Below are 22,744 nucleotides of genomic sequence, written 5' to 3' on the forward strand. Positions count from 1 at the left end.
TTTCCGATATTATAAAGATTTGGTAGCATCTTTATAAAACTATAATTTTAAGCCCATTGATGATTCTTAATCCAATCATCAATGGGCTTAATTTGATAGTTATATATTGTTAAACAATTTTCTTAATGAATAAATTTGTAATTTCTCACTTGATAAGCTGGAATTGTTCTATATGTCATATTTCCAGGAGCTGCACTCCAGTTCATTTCTGAAACTAAAATACTTCCATCGCTATTCACGCGCTCTACAAACGCTACGTGACCATAGTAACCAGCGTCAGTTTGTGCAATTGAGCCTACTGTAGGACGATAATCAATAGTATATCCATCAGCAGCTGATGCATTGTCCCAATTATTTGCATTCCACCAGTATGTACTGATACCTTTTCCTATTTCAGCACGTCTATTAAATACGTGCCATGTGCATTGTCCCCAAGTATACAAGTTTTGATGGTTAAAAGTTGGTGAATAATAGCCACCGTTTGATCTAGTATTATTAGAAGATGAGCTACTAGAACTACCTCCAGGCACTTTTAACTTCTGTCCAGGATAGATAAAGAAATTAGTTAATCCATTTAATTGCATAATTTTTTGATACGTTGTCCCATATTTACTAGCAATTGCAGATAGTGAGTCTCCATACTTAACAGTATATGTTGCAGTACGACCACTAGACCCACTAGCTTTTGCACGACTGGAACTCGTCGCTTTACCAGAAACTTTCAACTTTTGTCCAGGGAAAATAAGATAGTTATTTAACCCATTAAGTTGCATGATTTTTTGATAAGTTGTACCGTATTTTGCAGCAATAGAAGATAATGAATCTCCAGCTTTAACTGTATAAACTGTGCCACTATTTGTTGACGTTGCTCTTGAAGATGAGCCTGATACTTTCAATACTTGATTAGGGAATATTAAATTGGAAGTCAATCCATTAAGTGATTTTAATTTAGCAATACTAATCCCATATTTGTGAGAAATTGACCATACAGATTCTCCACTTTTTACTGTATGCGTTGTTGCAGCTTGTGCATGAGTTGATGCCAATGCGCTAAGGGCAGTTGTTCCAATAATGGCAGTAATATATTTTTTTTGCACTTGAAATCCTCCTCTACTTTAGGTTTTGTTTATTCGCGTTTTAACAATACAAAGATATTATACTCTTTAATTATGTATAGCATGTTTGCTTTAGATGACATTCTGATTACAAATATTATTTTAAATAAAAAATAGGGCTACGCTCAAACATATTTGCATTTATCCAATTTAATACATTTTGCAGTCAATTACAATGTCTTTTTTATTACAATTATTATTAATATGGTTTCGCACCTTATATTTACAATTTCGAATGTAATGTTTTTTCTATTTTCAAATTAATATTAAATGGACAGACGCTTATTTCTAGGTTCTAAATGCAACATTTCGAATAAAAAAAGAAGTAGGAATAGAATTCGCTATGAATTCTTTATCCCACTTCAAAAAGGTAAAATGCCATGAAAGATATAGAAATATATCTTCAACTTAGTCATTGACTATAAAATTGTTTTGCAACCATCACATATAACTGGAATTCTAGACTAAAAATTTCTATATGGTGAATGTTGCGCTAAAACTTTATATTATTTTTTTGCCAACTCATTTTCGATTTCTTCGATTTCCTTTTTAGAAAGATCTACTGGTTTTTCACCGTCTTTAGTGTCTTCTTTTAATGCTTTTTGAGCTTCTTTTGAATGATAAAGTTCTATAATTTTTTTGTAGGTTTTATTATCTTTGTCTTTAGAGTTGACAGCTACAACATTAATATATGGTTTTACTGCATCTGAACTTGCTTTTTCTAAATAAATAGGATCCTTTTTAGCGTCTTTTCCTGCTTTTGTTGCAACACCGTTATTGATAACTGATATATCCACATCAGAAAGTGCACGCGCTGTTTGTTGTGCATCAACAGCTTTAATTTTTAAATCTTTAGGATTACTTTCAATATCTTTTGTTGTTCCGTTTAATCCAAAGTTCTTCTTAAGCTTAATTAAACCTGCAGATTCTAATAACTTAAGTGCTCGAGCTTGGTTAGATACATCATTCGGAATAGCAACTTGCGCACCTTTTTTAACATCTTTAATGTTCTTAACTTTATCTGAATAAATACCTAATGGAGCTAATACTGTAGTGCTAAGTGCTTCAATATTGGTATCTTTATGAGCTTTTTTATATTGATCTAAAAAAGCAAAGTGTTGGAAGGCATTTAAATCAATATCCCCGTCACTAAGTGCTTTGTTTGGAACATTGTAATCTGAAAAGTGCTTGATTTCTAAATCAATATCATCTTTTTTAGCTAATTCTTTAACTTTTTCCCAAGCCTTCGTGTCGTTGGATGCAACACCTATGGTTACCTTTTTACCATTATTACCGCCACATGCTGATAAAACTAAAATTGCAACGATTAAAAAACTTAAAATCTTTTTCATAAATGAATTCCCCCTAAATATTTATAAAACACTTACTAGTATTTTAATTTCTACGGATAACCCTAGCGATAAAGTTACCTAACGTTTGTATAATTTGAACAATAATAATAAGTACAATGACTGTAATCACAATGACAATTGTATCGAATCGTTGATAACCATACACTAAAGCCAAATCACCTATACCGCCACCACCAACAGCACCAGCCATTGCTGTACTACCTATGAGACCAATAATAGCTGTAGTTATAGCTAGAATTAATGAACCAAGTGCTTCTGACAATAAAAAATAACGTATAATTTGAAGAGGTGATGCACCCATTGCTTTAGCTGCCTCAATAATCCCGTCATCGACTTCCAGTAATGAGTTTTCTACTAAGCGTGCGATATAAGGTGCTACATAAACCGTGAGTGGTACTATGGCTGCTGTTGTGCCGATAGATGTGCCAACTAGCAATTTAGTAAAAGGCACTATGGCTATTAATAAAATAATGAACGGAATTGATCTTAAAATATTAATGATAGGATTTAATACTTGATGCAATATTGTATTCGACCATATACCGTTTTTTCTAGTTACCACTAACAAGATGCCAAGAGGTATACCTATTAAAGCACCGATTACAAGTGATACAGTCACCATATACAATGTTTCGTATAGAGCTTGTAATAATTGAGATGAATCTAAACTTGAACCAAACATATTTATATAACCTCCTCATACCGAATATGTCGTTTTGAAAGGTAATCAGTAAGTTTAAAATCATTAAATGACTCATCATGCTCAAATCTCAACCACAAATAACAAACCGTTTCATCTTGAATTTCTGACATAGAAGAAAATAATACGTTAACGTTAAGATGATGCTCGTTGATAAGCTCGTTCAATATTGGCAATTGAATTTGTTCAGAGTCTAAAAACAGTTTATAATCTGTGAAATTTGAATCTTTTCTCGAGTTAAAAGAGGCCCGTAACTCTTTTGAAGGCTCAGTGTTAATCACCGTCGAAACGAAATTTTTTGCAGTGTTCGTTTGTGGATGACTAAAGACATCTTTAACTGTCCCCATTTCTATCACTTCGCCATTTTCCATGACAGCTACACGATGACAAATTTTTTGAATTACGCTCATTTCATGTGTAATCATCATAATCGTCACACCAAATGTTCGATTCACATTACTTAATAAATTTAAAATTGAGCTTGTAGTAGCTGGATCCAGAGCACTTGTCGCTTCATCACATAATAATATTTTAGGATGCGTTACTAATGCTCTTGCGATGGCAACACGTTGTTTTTGTCCACCTGATAATTCATCTGGAAATTGATCTTTTTTATCAGCAAGCCCCACAAATTCTAACATTTCGTCAACTTTTTCCTTAATTTCTTTCTTATTTGTCTTACTTAAAATAAGTGGCATTGCAACATTTTTATAGACTGATTTAGAATTAAGCAAATTGAAATGTTGAAAGATCATACCGATATCTTTTTTAATATCACGTAAATCTTTTTCTTTATATGTATCAATCTCATGACCATCAACAATAACTTGACCATCTGATACTGTCTCAAGTTGATTGACTAACCGAACTAATGTACTTTTACCAGCACCACTATAACCAATAACACCAAAAATATCATGTTGGTCAATCTTAAATGATACATTTTTCAAAGCTTGAATAGTTTCTCTTTTTTTGCGAAAAACTTTGTTAACATTTTTGAATTCAATCACCTAATCTCTCCCTCCAATTTCCGATTAAAATTATCTGAATATTTGCATTATATTGAATTGATGTCGTACCGTCAACAATCTTTTTTGATTTTTCCAAAATTAATTAATATTCTGAAAAATAATGTTCTACAATTGGTTACTTATCTCAAAAATTGTGGAAATTACGCAACTCAATAGTAAATATAAAACAAGAGATTAAGATGCAAAACGTTTCATTTCATCATCTTAATCTCTAAATAAGTGATATTATCTCAAAGTATTTAAGGCTTGTTCTAAATCATTAACTAAGTCTTCTGTGTCTTCAATACCAATAGATAAACGAATGAGACCATCCGTAATACCTTCCTTGGCTCTTACATCTGATGGGATGGACGCATGCGTCATAAGTGCCGGTACAGAAATTAGACTTTCAACTGCCCCTAAACTCTCTGCCAGTGTAAAGTAGTTTGTTGCGTGAATCACTTGTTTAGCCGCTTCTGTATCTTTAACTTCAAAAGATACTACCCCTGTATGCCCAGTTGCTTGATTTTGATGGATAGTATAGTTCATATGTTCCTTAATACTAGGATGGAATACTTGTTGAACTTTAGGGTGCTTTTGTAACATTTGCACAATACCTTCAACGTTTCGGTTTATTTGCTCCATTCTTAGACCTAGCGTTTTAATACCTCTGATTAATAAATAGCTATCTTGAGGTCCAAGTACACCACCTGTAGAATTTGAAATAAAGCCTAGACGTTCTGCTAAATCATCATCAGCAGTAGCAACAAGACCAGCTACAACATCACTATGGCCTCCAATATATTTAGTAGCCGAATGCAATACGATATCAATACCAAAGTCTAAAGGGTTTTGGTAGTAAGGTGTCATAAATGTATTATCGACTACAGATATCAAATCATATTTTTTTGCAATTTTTGCTGATGCTTTAATATCAGTCACACGCAATAATGGATTTGAAGGTGTTTCTACATATAACATTTTAGTTTCAGGTTTAATATATTGTTCAATGTTTTCAATTTTAGTTGTATCAACAAAATCTACGTCTATACCAAAGCGAGTAAATACTTTAGTTAATGCACGATATGTGCCACCATAAACATCAGAATTAAGAACTAAGTGATCTCCTTTATCTAATAACATGATAACTGCACTAATTGCTGCCATTCCTGAACCAAAAGCAAAACCATGCTTACCATGTTCTAAATTAGCAATAACACTTTCAAGAGACGCACGTGTAGGATTTGCAGTACGTGAATATTCGTACCCTTGTCTTAAATCACCAATATCATCTTGTAAATAAGTACTTGTTTGATAAATAGGTGTTGTCACTGCTCCAGTATAGTTGTCTGTCGTATGTCCCCCATGTATCATTTGCGTTTTTTTATTCATTATTAAAACTCTCCTTATAGTTGAATATTTGTTTGGACATGTATCGATCGCTTCCATCTGGAAAGATGGTAACAATCACACCATTTTGAATGCTTTTTTTTAATTCCAACGCTCCTTGTAATGCCGCTCCCGAAGAACTACCAACTAACAATCCTTCTTTATTCGCGACAAGTTTAACATTATTAAAAGCATCTTTATCGGCAACAGTAAAAATACCATCTACTAATTCTTTTTCTAAAAATGATGGCCACTTTTCAGAACCAATCCCTTCAGTTGCATGAGGATGACTGACACCACCATTTAAGACAGAGCCTTCTGGTTCTACAATATAATTTTTTACATCATACGTTTTTAAGTGTTGTGCAACTCCTGTAAACGTACCACCGGACCCAACACCTGCCACAAAATAATCAATATGTGAAAGTTCATCTGTGAGTTGTTTGGCAAGTGTTTGTGTATATGCCCCAGGATTATCTTTAGTTTCGAATTGATTCATATATAAATATCCATATCGTGTTGCGTATGCCAACGCCTCTTGCTGTGCGCCAGTCATTCCCTCAGCTTTGGGGGTACGTCTAACATCTGCACCCAATGCTTTCATAATTGAAATTTTTTCTTCTGCAAATCCTTCTGGAGCAAAGATGATACATTTTACTTTGTGCCGATTAGAAGCAATAGCAAGTCCAATGCCTGTATTACCAGCAGTCGCTTCGACTATTGTATCCCCTTCTTTAAGTCGTCCTTCATCTATTGCTTTTTCAATTAAGTACTTCCCTAGACGGTCTTTGATGCTACCACCAGGATTAAATTGCTCAAGTTTGGCGTATATTTTAACATTCTCGTCACTAAAGCTTTCTAATAAAACTAATGGAGTTTGTCCTATCAAATCGTATGCAATCATTATTTTTGGTTCAGATGACAACAATGAGTATCACTGAACTTAACCCACTTTCTTTATTTATGTTAGCGCTAATTCTTACTTATCAGATATGAATTATAACTTATCGGCATTGTTTTTGCAATTTCTGAAAAACGTACAATCAATTTGAAATTTAAACATTATTTAAAATAAGTATTTTTATAATTGATTACGTTTATATGAGAATACATACCGAAAGTGTTATGATAGGGGTAAATAAGCTAGCACATCGATAAAAGTTATCGAATTACATACACTAGAAATGATAAGGAGCTGCTTTAATTATGACGAAACAAGATTTATCTTTATCTGTATTTACCAATGAAAATTATAAGAATCTTCGTTACACATCATCTAGTTTTAGAAATTCTATGTATGATGAATTAGAGGTTAATAAAAGTCGTTTTAAAAACTGTAATTTTAATGAAGGTATTTTTAAGAATATAGAAGCAATTTGTAATTGTAAATTTACAACGTGCGGGTTTAATAATTGTATTTTCGAAGATGTTCATTTTTACAAAAACCAATTTAAAGATTCAACATTTGTGAATACACCATTTGATCAATCCGTATTTAATAGTACTTTATTCCAAAATGCAATGTTCGATAGCAATCTCATTCGTAGCGTAAAATGGACTGATATCATTTTTAAAAACGTTTCTTTCAAAAATGTAGAAATTGAAGGAACAACATTTAAAGATGTAAAATTCAAAAATTGTGAGTTCAAAAATGTAATTATTACTAATTCAACTATGTCGCAAAAGTTAATGAATGAATTACAAAAACAAGATGTTACTTTAGAAAATATAGACACTTCTATTTAACATTCATTATCTTCCGCTTAAGAAAACAATTTAAGATCATAGTTAAACATTCGCTCGTTTAATGGTGTTAGATATTTCGAATCAACTACATAACATTCTTTATATAGTAAAACGGTCAACTCCACTAAAAAATGGAATTGACCGTTTGTTTTAGTTTTATCAATAACGTCTCAATGACTTAAAATAATTGAACTATAAATACTAAAATAATAACAATAGGCATGATGAACTTAATTAAATAATACCACGGTAAAAATAGGTTGAATTTGTCTTTCCCAAAGCTTTCTTTTAATAATTTTTTATCTAGTAATTGGCCAACCACTAATGTTGTTCCTAGTGCCCCTAATGGCATAAGAATATTAGATACAATAAAATCCATATTATCAAATATCGTACCAGCGCCAAAACGCAAATGACTTAGACTACTAAAAGATAATGTTGCTGGGATACTAATGATAAATACAAGTATACTACCTATGATTGCCACTTTTTGTCTTTTACTATTATCATTTTTAGTAAAATTAGATACATTTAACTCTAATAATGATATAGAAGACGTTAATGCCGCAAATAAGAATAATAGTAAAAATATAAAGTAAAAGAATGTACCAAAAGTCATTTCGCTAAATACTAGTGGTAAAACCTTAAATAATAAGCCAGGGCCTTCTTGGGGTTGGTAACCAAATGTTTTAAGCGCAGGAAATATAGCTAATCCAGCCAAGACAGAAATTAAAATATTCATTACGACAATTGAAAGTGCTGAAGACTTTATCGTCATATTTTTAGGTGCATAGCTTGCATAAGTAATCATTCCGGTTGTACCTAGGGACAGCGTAAAAAACGATTGTCCTAACGCAAATAGTACACCTTGAATAGACATATCTTCAACTCGAGGTTGCAGTATATAACGTACACCTTCTAAAGCACCTTCTAAAGTTAAAGATTGTGCTACAACGATAATTAAAAAGATAAATAATAGAGGCATCATTATTTTAGAAGCTTTTTCTAAACCTTTTTCAACACCTAACATAACAATTACCATTGTTATCAAAATAAATATGCCTTGACCTAAAACAGTCAACCATGGATTACTAATGATTGTTTCAAATTGAATATTTGTCAGCGTACTTGATTTAAAAACCATGATTTGTGCTATGACATAACCTATATATATAATAATCCAACCACCAATAACACTATAAAAACCAAATAGTATAAATACGGCTAAATTACCATTCCATCCGATAATATTAAGCCATTTCTTTCCCGTTAATTTCTTATATATTTGCGTTGTATATGTACGACCCATTTTACCTACCGTAAATTCCATAATTAACAGTGGTAGTCCTACAAATATAGTAAAAATTAAAAACATTAATAGAAAAGCGCCACCGCCGTATATACCTGCCATATATGGGAACTTCCACATTGCACCCAATCCTATTGCAGAACCTGCGCTAGCTAATATAAAACCGGTAGACGTCTTCCATTGTGAATGACCACTCAAATTACCAACTCCCTTTAAAGCGCTAAAGTGTTAAAATGCTTAAGTTCTACTCTATCATGAGTTTATTTTATGTGCAATGTACCTATATATTGTCAGAATAATGAGATACACATTTTTTGATATTTATGGATTGATGCTGTATTTTTATTCAAAATCATAAGTAATGTGTTGTCCCTCTGTCACTTCTTCAATGTCTAGACTTTCAATGTGATCAACATTAATATAATGTACAACATCTTTTTTAATATATAAGTATGCCAATTCATCAAATTCATCTATAATTCGTGATACACATGTATCGTAATCGGGACCATTTTCAAATGTTTTAAATTCCGTATATGTTTTTCCTGATACGGTTGTATAAGTTAATAAAAATGTACGTTTCATATTTCTACACTCCTTTATTTACTGAAAAATTGAATAATAGATTGTTCTACTCTGTATGCATGATCGCCATACGTCATAAGATGACCGCTTTTTTCAAATTTGAGCAGTTCTTTATCTTGACTATTTACATTATCATAAATGTATTGCGCACTTTGAGCATATAATGGGTCATCTTCTTCGCCATACATAATATTCACTGGTACTGTAATATTTGCAAGATAAGCCATAATTTCATCAATTACACCTTGAAACACTTCAATTTCTTTATCATAAGACAAGATGGTTTCCATTTGGTGACGACGCTCTTCTTCGCTTAAACTCAAAATTTCATTCATTCGATGCCCATACCTTTCAAGACGCCACGCAATCTCGCTTTCACGCTTTTTATGTGGGGCTGACATCACAGCTATACGTTCTAAATCAAAATGTTCAGCTAACCTTAAAGTAAATAATCCGCCTAATGATACGCCTGTCACATTAATTCTACTGTATCCTGCATTTCTTAAAAATTGATATGCTGCTGTAACTTGTTCCCACCAATCATTAATATTGTGTTGGGTAAATTCCTTAAGTGGCAAACCGTGGCCTGGATAACTAGGCACGTAACAAGTAAATCCCTCTTCATTCAACTGTTGTGCTAAATGTTTTACATCACGTACAGTTCCCGTAAAAGAATGTAATAACAATACAGCTTGTTGACGATGTCCTTTTAAGTAGATTGATTGTGGTGATTTAACTTTCATTTTTACATTCACTCCTATTTATGTAGATGTTGATATAAAATAGACGCCCTGCACTCTCAAGACCGTCTAAAAAATGCTATTTTTAAATTTTTCGTGCTACTTTCACTTACTTTTCTCCCCCAAATTTTAATAAAGGTGACACTAATATAAATAACGACACCCAAATAATCGCTAAACTTACGCCTCCTACAACGTCAGAAAAGTAGTGTGCATGAAAATACAGTCTACTTATTAAAACGCTAATCCAAAATGCAATACTTAAAATTGTGATTATAAATTTAAAAGCACGCTGTCGGATTAACGGGATAATAATGATCATAATCATTAAAAAGAATAATGTATTAATATTAGAATGCCCACTAGGAAAAGACCATCCTGTATCAACAATTAAATGATTCTCGGGCCTTGACCTTTCAATCGTTTGCTTAATTAAATAATTAATCAATGCGCCACTAGTCATCGTTATGATTAGCCATATTGCTTGTGGAACCTTCTTGTAAAACGTGAGTAGCACTGCAATAATGGTAGCCACAATTAAAATGATCTTAACATCACCAAAGGTAGCGCAAAACGTCATTATATTGTTGATGAAACCATGTCCAAACACTCTATTGGGATCCCCAAATTGATTACTAAACCACTCTTGTACGCTAAGATCAACCATTCTCAACCACTGATTTTGCGCTAGCACATGAGTAGAGATAAAGCTTAAAAGAATAATCATGCTTATTAAAATTGGAATTATCCCTTTTGCTATATTCATATATTTAAAATTCATATCAACACCTATTTCTTTAATATGGTTCACTTAAGTTATTATGTCTTCTTTTGAATATGTAATATGTCTTCTCACTTCAAACATATTCATTCTTTCTCATTTTACACTATATCAGTGTTTTATCATTAATTTTACTTAAAGAACATTTACTTGAATACTTTAAATGTCTACAAAATATCATACTCATTACATATACAATAATGTATAATGTGATTTAACATAAAATATAATTTTAATGAGGAGGCGACACATTGTTTACTAAAAAAATATTGATTTATATTGCGCTCCTTATTACCTTAATTCGTTTTTTTATTCCATTACATCCAGACTTTGATACGTTGTTAGTATGGTTGTTTATTCTTTACATAATTCCAATTATTTTATGTATCATTGGCTTTAAATCAGATAAACTCATCGCTACTATGATTATGATTCCAAATTTAATGGGTATAGGTTATCGTCTATTCATCTTCTTTAATGACTTTTTGCATTTAAAATAAAACAGCACTATCTATTAAAGATAGTACCGTTAAATAATTTATTACTCATGTAATGCTTTATCAAAACGATCTTCCAACTTAAAAATCATTACGCGTTCACCGGTAATAGTACTTAAATCACTATGAAAACTTTTCACATTAAGTCCAGTCAAATCTTTAATAATGCGACTCAAGTCCTCTTCACCAGACTCTACAAGTTCAGAACGTGTACGTTTAATATTTAAAAGCCCTTCATTCGTTTTACACACGCGATATTCAGCAGGTGTCAAAATACCTTGTAAACTAACAATAACCATATCACGAAGAATATCTGTTTTTACAGACAAAGAACCTCTTCCTAAAAAATCTTTCTCCCATTGTGTAATGGCTTTACTAATTTCAGATTCATAAATACCTTTCGTCTTTTTCATAACTGGACGACTCCTATTTCTTGATTACTTATAGTTTAACATTAAACTGAAATAATCAAAAAACTTAATTTCTTCTAATGAATCTTTAATTGTTAATCTCACCGAGTATTTCCTACCAGTCTTTCCAACTATTATTTTCATCAATACTGGCAAGTCTTATCCATTGATGATCAACCTTTTGTCTAAAGTGATTATGATGTTTTAACAAACGTTGAATATATGCATCTGGCGCTTGAATAACAATTAAAAGCCTAATAGGTGCGTGATACGCCTCTTTGTCATTCATCATTACTGACTGCCATGGTAAGCCATACATTAAATCACTAGCATTTCCTTGCATGACACCTACACCACTTGTTACAGTTTGCGTTGTTTTACTACCGCTTCCATAATAGTGAGGTGCCACGGTTGAGGCGTAGTATTGTAAATTAATCCATTGTGCTACTAGTGCTGGCCCAGAAATAATTGTATTTAAAATCTCACCGTCTTCATCCTTTGTCCAATCATAATTATGAAGAAATGCCCGTCCCTCTAGATTACTATTTTGGGTGATTTGACGTTTCCCAATAATGAATTCAGCATTTCGTGCTAGACCCCATTCTGGACGAACTTCACTCCAATCGCTAGCGTGACGATGCGCTTCAGCATTAGGATTATGGTCAGTGTTATTTATATTTGGCAACGATGCCAAACGTTCTAAATTGGCTTTATAACATACTTTTGGCATCACATGCTTAAGTTCGTCAAAGGCATTTTGAGCTTCTGTAGTTAAAGGTGGAACATAAATATACTCTAACTCATCAACTGACGTTTGATGTTCAGCAGCTATAAACACTGTATGTCTTGGAATGTCGATTCCTTCCATCAATAATCCACGTCTAACATTTTCTTGATTACACATTACTGCTAATAATTTCGCATTGAACCCACTCGAGGCACCGCCGCAAGCCCCACACTCTAATGAAGCATGATAGGGATTATTATGTGATTCACTACCGTGTCCGCATAGAACAATAAGTGGTGCAAAATCATCTGTTAAGTCCATTAATTGTAATGCTTTTTTGGAAAATTGAATCTGTTCTTCTAAAGTAAAGCCGATTGGTAGTTTTGAATACGCATCTTGCTCACGCTGAATAGTTAATTTACCTGTTGGTTTACGTAGCCATTTTTGTGAGAATCGATGAACAATACGTTTTGCTTTTTTAGGGAAAATTGTGTTAGCTATAGTCGCAATACTTAAAAAAGGACCACTTAATTCTGGTAAAAGCAAACTTGGCAACACGTTGTTTTTCATTAATTTAAAGTTGTAAAACATAGATGTAAGTGTATGTTGTTGTTGATTATAAATTTTCATTTCATGTTGATCAGCATATTCTTTAATACGATATGCAGGTTCTACCATCACTGGTAAAGATGGATGTGCAAATTGTTCATCAAGTACTTCTTTTTGAATTGGCAGACCAAAGAACCCAGCAATCCCTATTGTTTCAAAAGGCCCTTCACTTTCTAAATGTCTTCTAAACGGTTCGGATCGTACATCAATACAAAACGCAAGTTGTACTTTTGCTTTTGCTTGATCAGTATCTTCGGTTGGAACACGATAAATTTCATCAACCAATCGACGTTCATGCGTTTCTTCCCATGCATCTAACCATAACTTTTTAAAATAAAACGGGCTGAATCGTGTCCCCAATTCAATGTATGCTTGTTGCTTTTTAGATGATAGATTTAACCACTGCTCAACATTCATTTGTATGTTAAATAGCAAATAACGTATTTGCTCTAACTTTTTTTGAAGATATATAGATTTTTTTAATAATGTTGTATGGTGGTCATTTAAAAGTACCATCTCAATTGATAGACGAATCGCAACATAGTCTGTTAATAAGTACGCATCATTACTTTGTGTCTGTGACCGATGATACATGATTCCTGCCCAACCTGGTAAAGATAATAAATGACTCTCAATATATGATTGTCGATGTTCTTCTTTTACTCCTAATTCTTGAAAGGCGTACTCTATTGCTTCGGTTGCTTGATTTGGCAAATGTGCTAAAGTAAGTCGTTGTTTTTTTGTGAATAATGGATCATGTTTAACTAAACGTTGCCAGGCATGATAGAATCCTTTTTCTCTTTTTGGCATAGTCCAACTTGATTGAAAGTCATCAACATATAATTTAGACCACTTAATCATATGAGCATTTAAAATATCAATAAGTCGTGTACCTTCCTTTGTGAAAACACTAGCACTTTGCGCTATCACATCTTCTTTTTTCTTATAATCCTTAAAATTAGTTTGTACCCATTTTTCCAGTTTCTCGTTATCTTTTGTATTAAAGTAACCTTCTTCAATCGTTTTTAAATTTTTCGCTCTTTGAATATATGTGTTGATATCACTGTCAGATAGTGACCTATTATTATAATGCGCACGATTTTCATCCAACCGTTCTTCAAATACTTTTAAATCTATTTCTTTATTACTAATCGCTCTGTGAATAGTAGACGCATTAGGATAAATGTCAACATCCCTCACACTTTTTAACCAACGTGCCACTTGATCAAACGAAGCATCTTCTAGCCCCTCCCACGGATTACGGGCAGCAAATGTTGAAATCGGTGATAAAGGTGTAATTACACGTTTAGCCTGATTGACTAATTCATTGATATCTGATTGAAGCATAATTCTATCCTCCTTTACTAAAATCGTTTTAAATATGATGGATGACTTTCTATAGATTGGGTTTTAGCCTCTCCTACTTTAATAAGCCACAAGTATAACTTCGCAAATGCCTTTGATTCTCTTCGCCGTGATACCCATATGCTTAACATACTGCCGAAAACTATAATAGCAATCGATAGAATAATACTTATGAGTGGTGGTGAAACAATATGAATATCAACGTTACTTAATGTCGTGAAGAAATAATGATGCGTAATAATATAAACAATTACTACAACAATAATCATACATACTCCGATGACTCTTCCGATGAGTCCATGACTAAAAGCAACTAATTGATTCCATGACACCATTAACGACCAAGCTAATATAAGAGCGCTTAATACATCATATGCATGTCTATCACTATTCAACCAAAATATTATCGCTATAAGAATAGCTAGTAGACGACCAAATACAAGCCAGCCATATGATTTTTTAACAGATGGAGGCGTAGGAATGTTAAATCTTTTAACAACAGAACCCGATTGTAGAAATAATGTCGCTTTAAACACACCATGCAATATTAAATGTACTATCGCCGCAGAATATGCCCCAAGCGCACATTGTACTAACATAAAACCCATTTGACTTATCGTAGAACCTACAAGTTGTCTCTTGTAATCAACATGCACAAGACTGATTCCAGAACCCAACAATACTGAAATACTTGCAATAATTAATAACAGTGAAATGGCTATTTCGTCATTAAATACCGGAGAAAAGCGTGTAAGAATAACGCCACCAGCATTAACAATACCAGCGTGCATAATAGCTGAAACTGGCGTAGGCGCAGCTACAGATTCAATAAGCCAGCCTTGAAATGGAAATTGTGCCGCCGGAATAATCACAGCTAAAACAATAAGTAAATTGATACAGAGACGCATTCCATAATTGATTGCATTATCATCTGACATATTCGAATAAATATACCAATCTCCTGTAGCGATATACAATAAAATGACAGCAATCAATAACGACAACCATGCCAATATAAATGACCAAGCTGAAATTCTTGCTGCTTCCCTAGGCACCTTCCATAATTTGTTAACTTTAATGAGCCGTGTTAACACAAATAATGTTGCACCCCAAAACATGGTCATTAACCTTAAGTCTCCACTTAACCATGCCAATGAAGCAAATGCAGTAATTAATGTAAAAAACGGAAAATATTTACGGTAATGCATGTCGCCAATTAAATAACGCATAGAAAACTTTTGAATGATAAAGCCTAAAGTCAAAATAAATGTCATCATTAACCAAGTAAGATGATCAACTACAAAAGGTCCAACATTCGCCCTTTCACCGAAAAATATTAATCCACTTAATCCCGTAATGATAGGTAAAACAAGTAAATATATATGAAATTTAATATATTGAATGGGAACTCGATGATTCAAAAATATTAATCCACTCAGTATAGCAATGACAAGTGTAATAAAAAACATAAACAAAATTAACTCTGAACTTAACATTGCGTATCCTCCATCTCAAAAAATATCTAAAACAATAATAAAAAGCCTACAATAGCTAACCTTTCATATATGTCATAATGAAAGAATTTAAACTATTGTAGGCTTCAATTTAACTCAAGTGTTTCGCACTTTTATCCTCAATATGTATATAAATCTTACGGAGTATAAATAAATCGTACACTTTATTTAAATAAGCTGCCTATATCATTTTGTAGTAAAGTAAGAACTCTTTCCCCTTTATCAATCAAGGTTATTCAACCTAAAATTGCTAAAGCAAGACTTAGTTATTACCTTTTCGAATAATACTATTAATATATTTTAAATGAGCAAGAGTGTCAATGGTTACGCTTCTCAAAATAAGACTCAATTAATCATATAATAATGATTATTGAAAGCTTAATTACTCAAAGATCCTTTTGTAAAGCTTATGTAAACAGTATAAAGACAAAATAACACTTAGGAATAACTCACTGTTGAGTGAAAAACATGAATCATTCACTTAAGACATTGATATTTTAATTTAGGGACTATGCACATATTTAATTCAAATTCCAGTTACACTATAGATAACAAATTAGTAAGGGAGGTCATTTAAATGGCAGATGTAATCGCTAAAATTGTTGAAATTGTTAAAGGCTTAATTGATCAATTTACTCAAAAATAATATTTAAAAGTTACGTATTTTATAAGTTAGCTTTTGAATATTCAACAACCATCTCTAAATACATTTCCCTTTTGAAAGGAGGTCATGAACATGAGCATCGTATCAACTATCATCGAAGTCGTTAAAACTATCGTAGACATCGTTAAAAAATTCAAAAAATAGTCTACATTCTACATAACCACCATCTTTTACGATGGTGGTTTTTTTATGTCTATTTATTTTCAGCTCGTTTAAACTCCTTTAAACATCCAACATTTACTTCTCTTCATTATTGGATAACTTTTCAAAATAAACTATTGTAATGAATATATTTTTACTTATAATGGTATACACAGTATCACGTTTGTTGAAAAAACGATGACTATTGATTCATTTGATAAATAACGACATCGAAAGGAAGGACAAAATGAAGAAGTGTTCAATTTCCAGTTTATTATCAATTATTGTCACACTCATTAGCATTTTTATATGTTTTACAACCATGTTTACGAACATCTATAACAACACTGACTTTAACTTTTGGTATTTCCCAGGAGCAATTATCTTTGTTATCTCAATTATTATTAATATCATAGCAATGTTTAAAGGTAATAAGACGTTAAACATCATCCTATTTTTTATTAACTTTTTTGCCTTACTTATCTTTACCACACCATTTGCAATCGTTTAAATGTTATTTTCAACTGCAAAATAGTTAGGCACGACTCATATCACACCTTCGGCCATAGAAATTTTTTGCAACTAATAACTGATTTTGAAAATACGTCGATATTAATATTTTAGATTTCATTATTTAAGCGGGCAAGCGTCTCTGAATTCAGAGGCACTTGCCTATTTTATTTTTCACGTGAAACAGCACAGTATATTCATTCATATTACATTTTCATTTAAAGTACAGAATCAAACAATTACATTCGTCGATCATAAGTCCATTGATACGGACTATCTAGTAATCGCCAATCTTCATCAATCTCACTACTATGAATTAAGCATGCATCTAATTCCCGGGAAATTTTTTCTTGATCTAAATCCGTACCAATAATTACAAATTGCGTTTGACGATCTCCATATTCGATATCCCAATCTTCTACTACATCTTGACGCGCCTCCAAAATAGCTTGCTGTTGACTTTCACTCATTGTTGCCACCCAGTATGTAACGGGGTGAATATTACAAGATGAACCAGCCTGTGATAACAAACACGCTACATCATTATACTGCGCTAACCATACAATCCCTTTTGTTCTTACAATATTTTCTGGCATTTGTTCTAGCCATTGATGAAATCTTTTTGCATGAAATGGTAATCGTCTAGTATAAGCAAATGATGTAATCCCATACTCTTCTGTTTCCGGCGTATGTGTCGCATGTCCTCCAGCTGTTAATTCTTTGATCCATCCAGCTGATTCACTTGCCTTCTCAAAATCAAATAATTGCGTATTAAGTACATCTGATAATTCCACTTTAGCATTTACTGTTTTAATAATTTTAGCTTCGGGTTGCAATGCACGTAATACATTTTCTAATTTTTCTAAAGCTTCGTCGCTAATCAAATCGATTTTATTGATAATCATCACATCACAAAATTCTACTTGATCAATGAGTAAGTCAGCAATAGTACGCTCATCTTCATCATCAACACTTTCATCACGGTCTGCCAATAAATCTTCACTACGAATATCATTAACAAAGCGATTCGCATCTACAACCGTCACCATTGTATCTAATCGACATATAGAGGTTAAATCAATACCTAATTCTTCATCTATGTATGAGAACGTTTGAGCTACTGGTACAGGCTCAGATATCCCAGTTGATTCAATTACAATTTGATCGATACCCCCTTTGTGAACTAAGCGCTCGACTTCTCGTAACAAATCGTCTCTTAAAGTACAACATATGCATCCATTAGAAAGTTCTACTAATTTCTCATCTGTTCTAGATAAGCCGCCACCTTGTGCTACTAAATCCTTATCAATATTAACTTCACTCATATCATTGACTATGACAGCAATGCGTCGCCCTTCTCTATTTTTTAATATATGATTAAGCAATGTCGTTTTGCCCGACCCTAAATATCCACTTAATACAGTTACAGGTATTTTCGCCATTTCAAGAACCCTCTCTTTTGTAAATAGTAATTATTACGTTTTACATTCTATAGAAAGTTCCTTCTTTTATCAATACTCAATTTTTTAAAAATTGAATAAACGTGATTAAATAAAAAAAGCTAGTTGGAATCATTATAAATTTCCAACTAACTAAGATTAAACTATTACAATTATATATGTTCATCTAAAAAGTAATTAAATACCCAAATGATACCATTGAGACGGTCTTTTACCTCTGCATGATAGGCATTAAAAAAAGTTTTATTGAGTTTCACTTTAGCATGACCACCATCATCAATTAACCTTTTATAGACACGCTCCAACTCTTCTAATGAATCACATTCAATAATAAGATGAGGATTTTTAGAAACGGGATGCTTATGAAACGTATCGGAGAAATGTACGAACGTTTCATCACCAATAATAAGTTGGGCATGATAAGTTCGACCATCTTTACCCATAAGTATTTCTGTTTGAGCATTAAATACATCTTTGTAATAACATAAAGATTTATCTACGTCCTTAACGTAAATAAATGGGCTTACATTTTTCATAATTTCCTCCTTTTTTTATTTATTAACACATTTAGACACACTTTCATCAATTTAAACTAATCATTTTCGGGATTATTGCAAATTAATACAATAAAACCACTCCTCAATGGAGTGGCTACTTTTCTATATTTTAGGTTCACCGTTGACTAGCACACTATTTAAAAAGTTGAGAAATTGTATTACGAATTGAATTGAATCGTTCATAATCTACATATCCTCTCAATACTTTTTTAACACTTTTATTATAAAACGTTTATGCTCCAACATACTAAATTTGCCTAACTGTATATTTTTCATACTCAAGTGTCAAATAAATGGTGTGATATTATTTTGTTCAACCACATTTCTCCTAATATTTAAGAGTTGCACGCATACATATTAACAAAAATATTTTCTCCAACTTTGAATAGAAAATATTCTGTTCATTTTATGTATTCACATAATCGTGAAATCATTTATGACTTTGATCAATTTTCAAATCGCCTAGTCCTAGCGCTCATCATTGTATACTCAGTTATGTCGTTGTGTCCCGTTCTAACATTTGCTTTTTAGTAATAATGGGGTACTTTTTGAAAACAATAGACCCTACAATACCAGCAATAGTTCCTATAATCGCCATAACCACACCATAGATAATCACTTTCGTTAAACTATTAAAACCAAACATCACTAAAAAACCTGCAATAGGTGTAGCAGTGCCAGTTGCATTATTAATCATACCTGACCAAGCAATTATAATACCGGCAATTGCCCCACCAAAGAAATTAGTGACATAAATAGGAATAGGATTAGCGGAAACAATATCAGCTTGAGAAAGCGGTTCGATTCCGACTGAAATGGTTGATTTACGGTCTCCCAATTTCAAACGATGGAACAATGCACTATTCATAAACGCGGAACTAAATGCGGCCATGGCACCTATAGCCATAGGCGCACCCGTTAAACCAAGCAATGCAGTGAGAGCCATTGAACTTAATGGAGCAGTACCTACTACTGTAATAATACCTCCCAATACAATTCCCATAATCAACGGGTTAGCATCTGTACTACTTTGTATAATATCCCCAATTTTAATTAACGTGTTATTAACCACTGGCGTCAATCCAGTAGCAATTAACCTAGCTATAGGTGCGAGAAGAATGATTGAACCAATTAAATCAATACCGTCTGGCACATATTTCTCGGTATACTTCATCATGTAGCCTACAATATACCCAGCGAAAAATCCTGGTAACAAGTCCATACCTCCACAAGCTGCCCCAATAACTAGTGCATAAACTGGAGATACCCCAATCGCTAATGCAGTTAATCCAGCCGCAGCCACACCACCTAAACCTCCAGCAGCATCTCCCAGTTCTTCTAAGAATTTAATCCCAAATACTTGACCACCCACATATTTATTGAAAGCTTCAACTAAAAACGATGCAATCGCCGCATTCGCTAAAGCTCCCATCGCCCTCATCCCACTAGGTGCTTTGTATGTAAATAGAGTAAAAATAACTAAAACTAAAATTAAAAATAAAGTACCTATAAGCAAATCCATATCAAACACTCCCCATAACACTTATAATTTTCTGATTTTTTAGAAAACAACTATAAAATACATAGTACCAAAAAAATATACCTTTGAGGAGAATTTTTTAAAAAATAGAAAATATTTATTAAATTAAATAAAGTTAAATAGTAAAAATTGTGACAAGCTTCAACTTACTCTACCAATGGAGACATTTATTAGAATTCCTCAAATTAATCCTCCACGACATATTAATGAAATGATTGAAACGATACACAATCGTGATTTTGATGAATTCAGTTCTCTAAAAAGAACAATTTAAATTTTTAATAAATCAATCATAAATATCACCTTTTTTCAAAGCAAGATTTGTATTTGCGAGTTCTTCCATAAATTGTGAGTCATTTAAAACATCGAATGGTTTATTACCTTCGCCTATTAAAAATCTAAAATGAGTAATATTCATAAATTCAAATATTAATTTAAATTGGTGGACTAAAGGTTGTGCTTTGATACGTGGACTGTCACCGCCTATGATTAAAATTAAGTTTTTTTTGTGACATAATTTCTTTGAAGTTATCTATTTGCGTATCTCGCAATGATTCAGTCCATCTATCAATAAAGAGTTTTAAAGACGCACTCATGGAATACCAATAGAGAGGCGTTGAGAAAATTATAATATCTGATTTTAAAACTTTATTTAAAATTTTTTTATAATCATCATTATGAATGCTAGTTTCATTGCTATGACGATTATCATTAACCTTTTCAATGTTACTTTGGTATAAATTTATAAACTTTCCATCAATTAGTACATTTTATTATTATCAATAGGTTTTAAAAATCCAAAGTTAAGTAGTTGAACTAGACCTAAAAAGACATAAATAAAAAATCAAGATCATGCTAAGTGAGTTTATATCTGTTGAAGATAGTAAAATCTATATTAAAAAATTAAAAAATATATAATTATTCAATACTAGTTATGACTATTTAAACAAAAAAATTTTAAATGGTGTATTATTATAAGGGTAAGTTAAAATTATGATAACAGAAATTATCACTTCAATTTTCAATAGTATATTAAAGCAAGAAGAAATTTATTTAAATAATAATATTGAACAATTAAGTGAGTTCAGAAAAGACATTATCCTAAAATGAAAACCAATTAAAATTATTTGCCAATCATAACAGTATCCAATCTCTTAAAGATATAAGATAAATAAAAGAGATTTACACATGATAACTATTCATTAATGAAAGTTAATTCATCAATTAAGGTGGTGGTTCTATCGAACAATATCTAATACACCATAGAAAAATGAATATAAAAGGTAATATATATTAAGGAGAAAGCTAATGGAAGAAAAATTTAATAATAGCCAAGAAGAAAGACAGTTTCAACAATTTCAAGAATACCAAAAACGTCAAGAAGAAGAGAAAAAGAAAAAACGCAAAAAGGGTTGGCTTTTCGGTTGTGGTGGTTGTTTAGTTTTATTAATATTAATTATTGTTGGTGTAACTGCGTGTACTGGAACTTTTGTGAATGAAGTTGATAAAGAAATAAATGAAGAAGGTAAACTTGACAAAGACAAAGATACAAAAATCAAATCTATAGGTGAGACTACTGAAATAGATGGAGTGTCATTCACATTAGATAATGCTTCTTATACTGAAGAAAGAAACGAATTTGCAGATGTTCAAGCCGATAAAGTCATAAAGGTAGATATGACTGTTAAAAACAATTCTAAAGAAGAAATTCCAGTAGGTGGAGATATAAAAGTATACGTAGATGGAAAACAAGCTAAATCTTATCCTATTGATAATCAATTAATAGATTCATTATCACCAAACAGAGAAATTAGTGGATCTGAAGGTTTTGCAATAAATGGTAATCCAAAAAAAATCGAATTAGAATTTCAACCTTTAACATCATTCTCTAACAAACGTTATATTTATAATATTAAACCAGAATAATATAGGTATTCACCTGCCCTATTTTTTCCTTTCTCTAGGTTGAGAGATTAAAAAGTTTGAAATATGAAATAATTTA

At 32.1% G+C, this 22,744-nt stretch carries 23 protein-coding genes and 1 pseudogene; 7 read left to right on the forward strand and 17 right to left on the reverse strand.

Going from position 1 to position 22,744, the window contains the following annotated elements:
* Nucleotides 1-122: 122 nt before the first annotated feature.
* From aae to FNL83_RS11450, 6 genes are all read right to left on the reverse strand, one after another.
* Nucleotides 123-1,097: an autolysin/adhesin Aae gene (gene aae, locus FNL83_RS11425; protein WP_001829380.1), complete on the reverse strand. Its 975-nt coding sequence runs from the start codon at nt 1,095-1,097 to the stop codon at nt 123-125.
* Between the two features lie 524 nt (nt 1,098-1,621).
* Nucleotides 1,622-2,467, reverse strand: coding sequence for a dipeptide ABC transporter glycylmethionine-binding lipoprotein (gene gmpC, locus FNL83_RS11430; protein ID WP_002456836.1), 846 nt, complete (start codon nt 2,465-2,467; stop codon nt 1,622-1,624).
* Nucleotides 2,468-2,510: 43 nt separating this feature from the next.
* On the reverse strand, nt 2,511-3,170 hold the full coding sequence (locus tag FNL83_RS11435; RefSeq protein ID WP_002489642.1) for a methionine ABC transporter permease: 660 nt from the start codon (nt 3,168-3,170) through the stop codon (nt 2,511-2,513).
* A gap of 2 nt (nt 3,171-3,172) precedes the next feature.
* The gene (locus FNL83_RS11440; protein WP_001832450.1) at nt 3,173-4,198 is read right to left on the reverse strand and encodes a methionine ABC transporter ATP-binding protein; all 1,026 of its coding nucleotides are present in this window, start codon (nt 4,196-4,198) and stop codon (nt 3,173-3,175) included.
* A gap of 246 nt (nt 4,199-4,444) precedes the next feature.
* Complete coding sequence (locus tag FNL83_RS11445; RefSeq protein ID WP_001829386.1) at nt 4,445-5,590, reverse strand: bifunctional cystathionine gamma-lyase/homocysteine desulfhydrase; 1,146 nt, start codon at nt 5,588-5,590, stop codon at nt 4,445-4,447.
* On the reverse strand, nt 5,583-6,491 hold the full coding sequence (locus FNL83_RS11450; protein ID WP_001829369.1) for a PLP-dependent cysteine synthase family protein: 909 nt from the start codon (nt 6,489-6,491) through the stop codon (nt 5,583-5,585). The genes FNL83_RS11445 and FNL83_RS11450 overlap by 8 nt, the downstream gene beginning before the upstream one ends.
* A 302-nt stretch (nt 6,492-6,793) precedes the next feature.
* Between FNL83_RS11450 and FNL83_RS11455 the strand changes: the two genes are divergently transcribed.
* Nucleotides 6,794-7,333 (forward strand): pentapeptide repeat-containing protein, encoded by a 540-nt coding sequence (locus tag FNL83_RS11455; RefSeq protein ID WP_002456835.1) that lies wholly within the window; start codon nt 6,794-6,796, stop codon nt 7,331-7,333.
* 178 nt (nt 7,334-7,511) lie between these two features.
* Here FNL83_RS11455 and FNL83_RS11460 read toward each other — a convergent pair whose 3' ends face one another.
* The 4 genes from FNL83_RS11460 to FNL83_RS11475 all read right to left on the reverse strand — a co-directional run bounded on the left by FNL83_RS11460 (nt 7,512) and on the right by FNL83_RS11475 (nt 10,748).
* The gene (locus FNL83_RS11460) at nt 7,512-8,840 is read right to left on the reverse strand and encodes a sodium-dependent transporter (protein WP_001829393.1); all 1,329 of its coding nucleotides are present in this window, start codon (nt 8,838-8,840) and stop codon (nt 7,512-7,514) included.
* 144 nt (nt 8,841-8,984) lie between these two features.
* The gene (locus FNL83_RS11465) at nt 8,985-9,227 is read right to left on the reverse strand and encodes a hypothetical protein (RefSeq protein WP_001829367.1); all 243 of its coding nucleotides are present in this window, start codon (nt 9,225-9,227) and stop codon (nt 8,985-8,987) included.
* 14 nt (nt 9,228-9,241) lie between these two features.
* Entirely contained in the window at nt 9,242-9,970 is a 729-nt protein-coding gene (locus FNL83_RS11470) for an alpha/beta hydrolase (RefSeq protein WP_002456834.1), read from the reverse strand.
* Between the two features lie 106 nt (nt 9,971-10,076).
* Entirely contained in the window at nt 10,077-10,748 is a 672-nt protein-coding gene (locus FNL83_RS11475; RefSeq protein WP_002469436.1) for a phosphatase PAP2 family protein, read from the reverse strand.
* 251 nt (nt 10,749-10,999) lie between these two features.
* On the opposite strand from FNL83_RS11475, the gene FNL83_RS11480 reads away from it, so the two are divergent.
* Nucleotides 11,000-11,248 (forward strand): hypothetical protein, encoded by a 249-nt coding sequence (locus FNL83_RS11480; protein WP_001829374.1) that lies wholly within the window; start codon nt 11,000-11,002, stop codon nt 11,246-11,248.
* A 41-nt stretch (nt 11,249-11,289) separates the two neighbouring features.
* Here FNL83_RS11480 and FNL83_RS11485 read toward each other — a convergent pair whose 3' ends face one another.
* From FNL83_RS11485 to FNL83_RS11500, 3 genes are all read right to left on the reverse strand, one after another.
* Nucleotides 11,290-11,658, reverse strand: a complete 369-nt coding sequence (locus tag FNL83_RS11485) for a Na-translocating system protein MpsC family protein (protein ID WP_001829349.1) — start codon at nt 11,656-11,658, stop codon at nt 11,290-11,292.
* A gap of 112 nt (nt 11,659-11,770) precedes the next feature.
* The gene (locus tag FNL83_RS11495) at nt 11,771-14,338 is read right to left on the reverse strand and encodes a DUF2309 domain-containing protein (RefSeq protein ID WP_002456832.1); all 2,568 of its coding nucleotides are present in this window, start codon (nt 14,336-14,338) and stop codon (nt 11,771-11,773) included.
* Between the two features lie 17 nt (nt 14,339-14,355).
* The gene (locus tag FNL83_RS11500; protein ID WP_001829413.1) at nt 14,356-15,852 is read right to left on the reverse strand and encodes an NADH dehydrogenase subunit 5; all 1,497 of its coding nucleotides are present in this window, start codon (nt 15,850-15,852) and stop codon (nt 14,356-14,358) included.
* 595 nt (nt 15,853-16,447) lie between these two features.
* On the opposite strand from FNL83_RS11500, the gene FNL83_RS12425 reads away from it, so the two are divergent.
* The 3 genes from FNL83_RS12425 to FNL83_RS11515 all read left to right on the forward strand — a co-directional run bounded on the left by FNL83_RS12425 (nt 16,448) and on the right by FNL83_RS11515 (nt 17,186).
* Entirely contained in the window at nt 16,448-16,516 is a 69-nt protein-coding gene (locus FNL83_RS12425; protein WP_096824640.1) for an alpha-1/alpha-2 family phenol-soluble modulin, read from the forward strand.
* A gap of 90 nt (nt 16,517-16,606) precedes the next feature.
* Nucleotides 16,607-16,678: a phenol-soluble modulin PSM-delta gene (locus FNL83_RS11510; RefSeq protein ID WP_087587975.1), complete on the forward strand. Its 72-nt coding sequence runs from the start codon at nt 16,607-16,609 to the stop codon at nt 16,676-16,678.
* A 244-nt stretch (nt 16,679-16,922) separates the two neighbouring features.
* On the forward strand, nt 16,923-17,186 hold the full coding sequence (locus FNL83_RS11515; protein ID WP_001832458.1) for a hypothetical protein: 264 nt from the start codon (nt 16,923-16,925) through the stop codon (nt 17,184-17,186).
* Nucleotides 17,187-17,424: 238 nt separating this feature from the next.
* On the opposite strand, the gene FNL83_RS11520 is transcribed toward FNL83_RS11515, so the two are convergent.
* From FNL83_RS11520 to FNL83_RS11530, 3 genes are all read right to left on the reverse strand, one after another.
* A complete protein-coding gene (locus FNL83_RS11520; RefSeq protein ID WP_001829405.1) occupies nt 17,425-18,627 on the reverse strand; it encodes a GTP-binding protein in 1,203 nt (400 codons plus the stop codon).
* A gap of 170 nt (nt 18,628-18,797) precedes the next feature.
* Nucleotides 18,798-19,181 carry a VOC family protein gene (locus FNL83_RS11525; protein WP_001829355.1) on the reverse strand — a complete coding sequence of 128 codons (384 nt, stop codon included), beginning with the start codon at nt 19,179-19,181 and terminating at the stop codon, nt 18,798-18,800.
* Nucleotides 19,182-19,695: 514 nt separating this feature from the next.
* The gene (locus FNL83_RS11530; RefSeq protein ID WP_224479693.1) at nt 19,696-20,694 is read right to left on the reverse strand and encodes a PTS sugar transporter subunit IIC; all 999 of its coding nucleotides are present in this window, start codon (nt 20,692-20,694) and stop codon (nt 19,696-19,698) included.
* On the opposite strand from FNL83_RS11530, the gene FNL83_RS12270 reads away from it, so the two are divergent.
* Nucleotides 20,633-20,767 carry a hypothetical protein gene (locus tag FNL83_RS12270; protein WP_161375103.1) on the forward strand — a complete coding sequence of 45 codons (135 nt, stop codon included), beginning with the start codon at nt 20,633-20,635 and terminating at the stop codon, nt 20,765-20,767. The two genes, FNL83_RS11530 and FNL83_RS12270, sit on opposite strands and share 62 nt — an antisense overlap.
* A gap of 261 nt (nt 20,768-21,028) precedes the next feature.
* Here the strand turns inward: FNL83_RS12270 and FNL83_RS11535 are convergent.
* Nucleotides 21,029-21,491, reverse strand: a pseudogene (locus FNL83_RS11535) (NAD(P)H-dependent oxidoreductase); the annotation flags it as partial.
* Nucleotides 21,492-22,050: 559 nt separating this feature from the next.
* On the opposite strand from FNL83_RS11535, the gene FNL83_RS11545 reads away from it, so the two are divergent.
* A complete protein-coding gene (locus FNL83_RS11545; protein ID WP_001829359.1) occupies nt 22,051-22,668 on the forward strand; it encodes a DUF4352 domain-containing protein in 618 nt (205 codons plus the stop codon).
* The last annotated feature ends 76 nt before the right edge of the window (nt 22,669-22,744 follow it).

It is taken from the genome of Staphylococcus epidermidis, assembly GCF_006742205.1.
GTDB lineage: Bacteria > Bacillota > Bacilli > Staphylococcales > Staphylococcaceae > Staphylococcus > Staphylococcus epidermidis.

Coding starts and splice junctions, on each gene's coding strand:
- gmpC (WP_002456836.1), bottom strand. CDS start 2,467: ATGAAAAAGATTTTAAGTTTTTTAATCGTTGCAATTTTAGTTTTATCA.
- FNL83_RS11475 (WP_002469436.1), bottom strand. CDS start 10,748: ATGAATTTTAAATATATGAATATAGCAAAAGGGATAATTCCAATTTTA.
- FNL83_RS11450 (WP_001829369.1), bottom strand. CDS start 6,491: ATGATTGCATACGATTTGATAGGACAAACTCCATTAGTTTTATTAGAA.
- FNL83_RS11435 (WP_002489642.1), bottom strand. CDS start 3,170: ATGTTTGGTTCAAGTTTAGATTCATCTCAATTATTACAAGCTCTATAC.
- FNL83_RS11545 (WP_001829359.1), top strand. CDS start 22,051: ATGGAAGAAAAATTTAATAATAGCCAAGAAGAAAGACAGTTTCAACAA.
- FNL83_RS11445 (WP_001829386.1), bottom strand. CDS start 5,590: ATGAATAAAAAAACGCAAATGATACATGGGGGACATACGACAGACAAC.
- FNL83_RS11465 (WP_001829367.1), bottom strand. CDS start 9,227: ATGAAACGTACATTTTTATTAACTTATACAACCGTATCAGGAAAAACA.
- FNL83_RS11470 (WP_002456834.1), bottom strand. CDS start 9,970: ATGAAAGTTAAATCACCACAATCAATCTACTTAAAAGGACATCGTCAA.
- FNL83_RS11455 (WP_002456835.1), top strand. CDS start 6,794: ATGACGAAACAAGATTTATCTTTATCTGTATTTACCAATGAAAATTAT.
- FNL83_RS11525 (WP_001829355.1), bottom strand. CDS start 19,181: ATGAAAAATGTAAGCCCATTTATTTACGTTAAGGACGTAGATAAATCT.
- FNL83_RS11500 (WP_001829413.1), bottom strand. CDS start 15,852: ATGTTAAGTTCAGAGTTAATTTTGTTTATGTTTTTTATTACACTTGTC.
- FNL83_RS11520 (WP_001829405.1), bottom strand. CDS start 18,627: ATGGCGAAAATACCTGTAACTGTATTAAGTGGATATTTAGGGTCGGGC.
- FNL83_RS11495 (WP_002456832.1), bottom strand. CDS start 14,338: ATGCTTCAATCAGATATCAATGAATTAGTCAATCAGGCTAAACGTGTA.
- FNL83_RS11515 (WP_001832458.1), top strand. CDS start 16,923: ATGAAGAAGTGTTCAATTTCCAGTTTATTATCAATTATTGTCACACTC.
- FNL83_RS11485 (WP_001829349.1), bottom strand. CDS start 11,658: ATGAAAAAGACGAAAGGTATTTATGAATCTGAAATTAGTAAAGCCATT.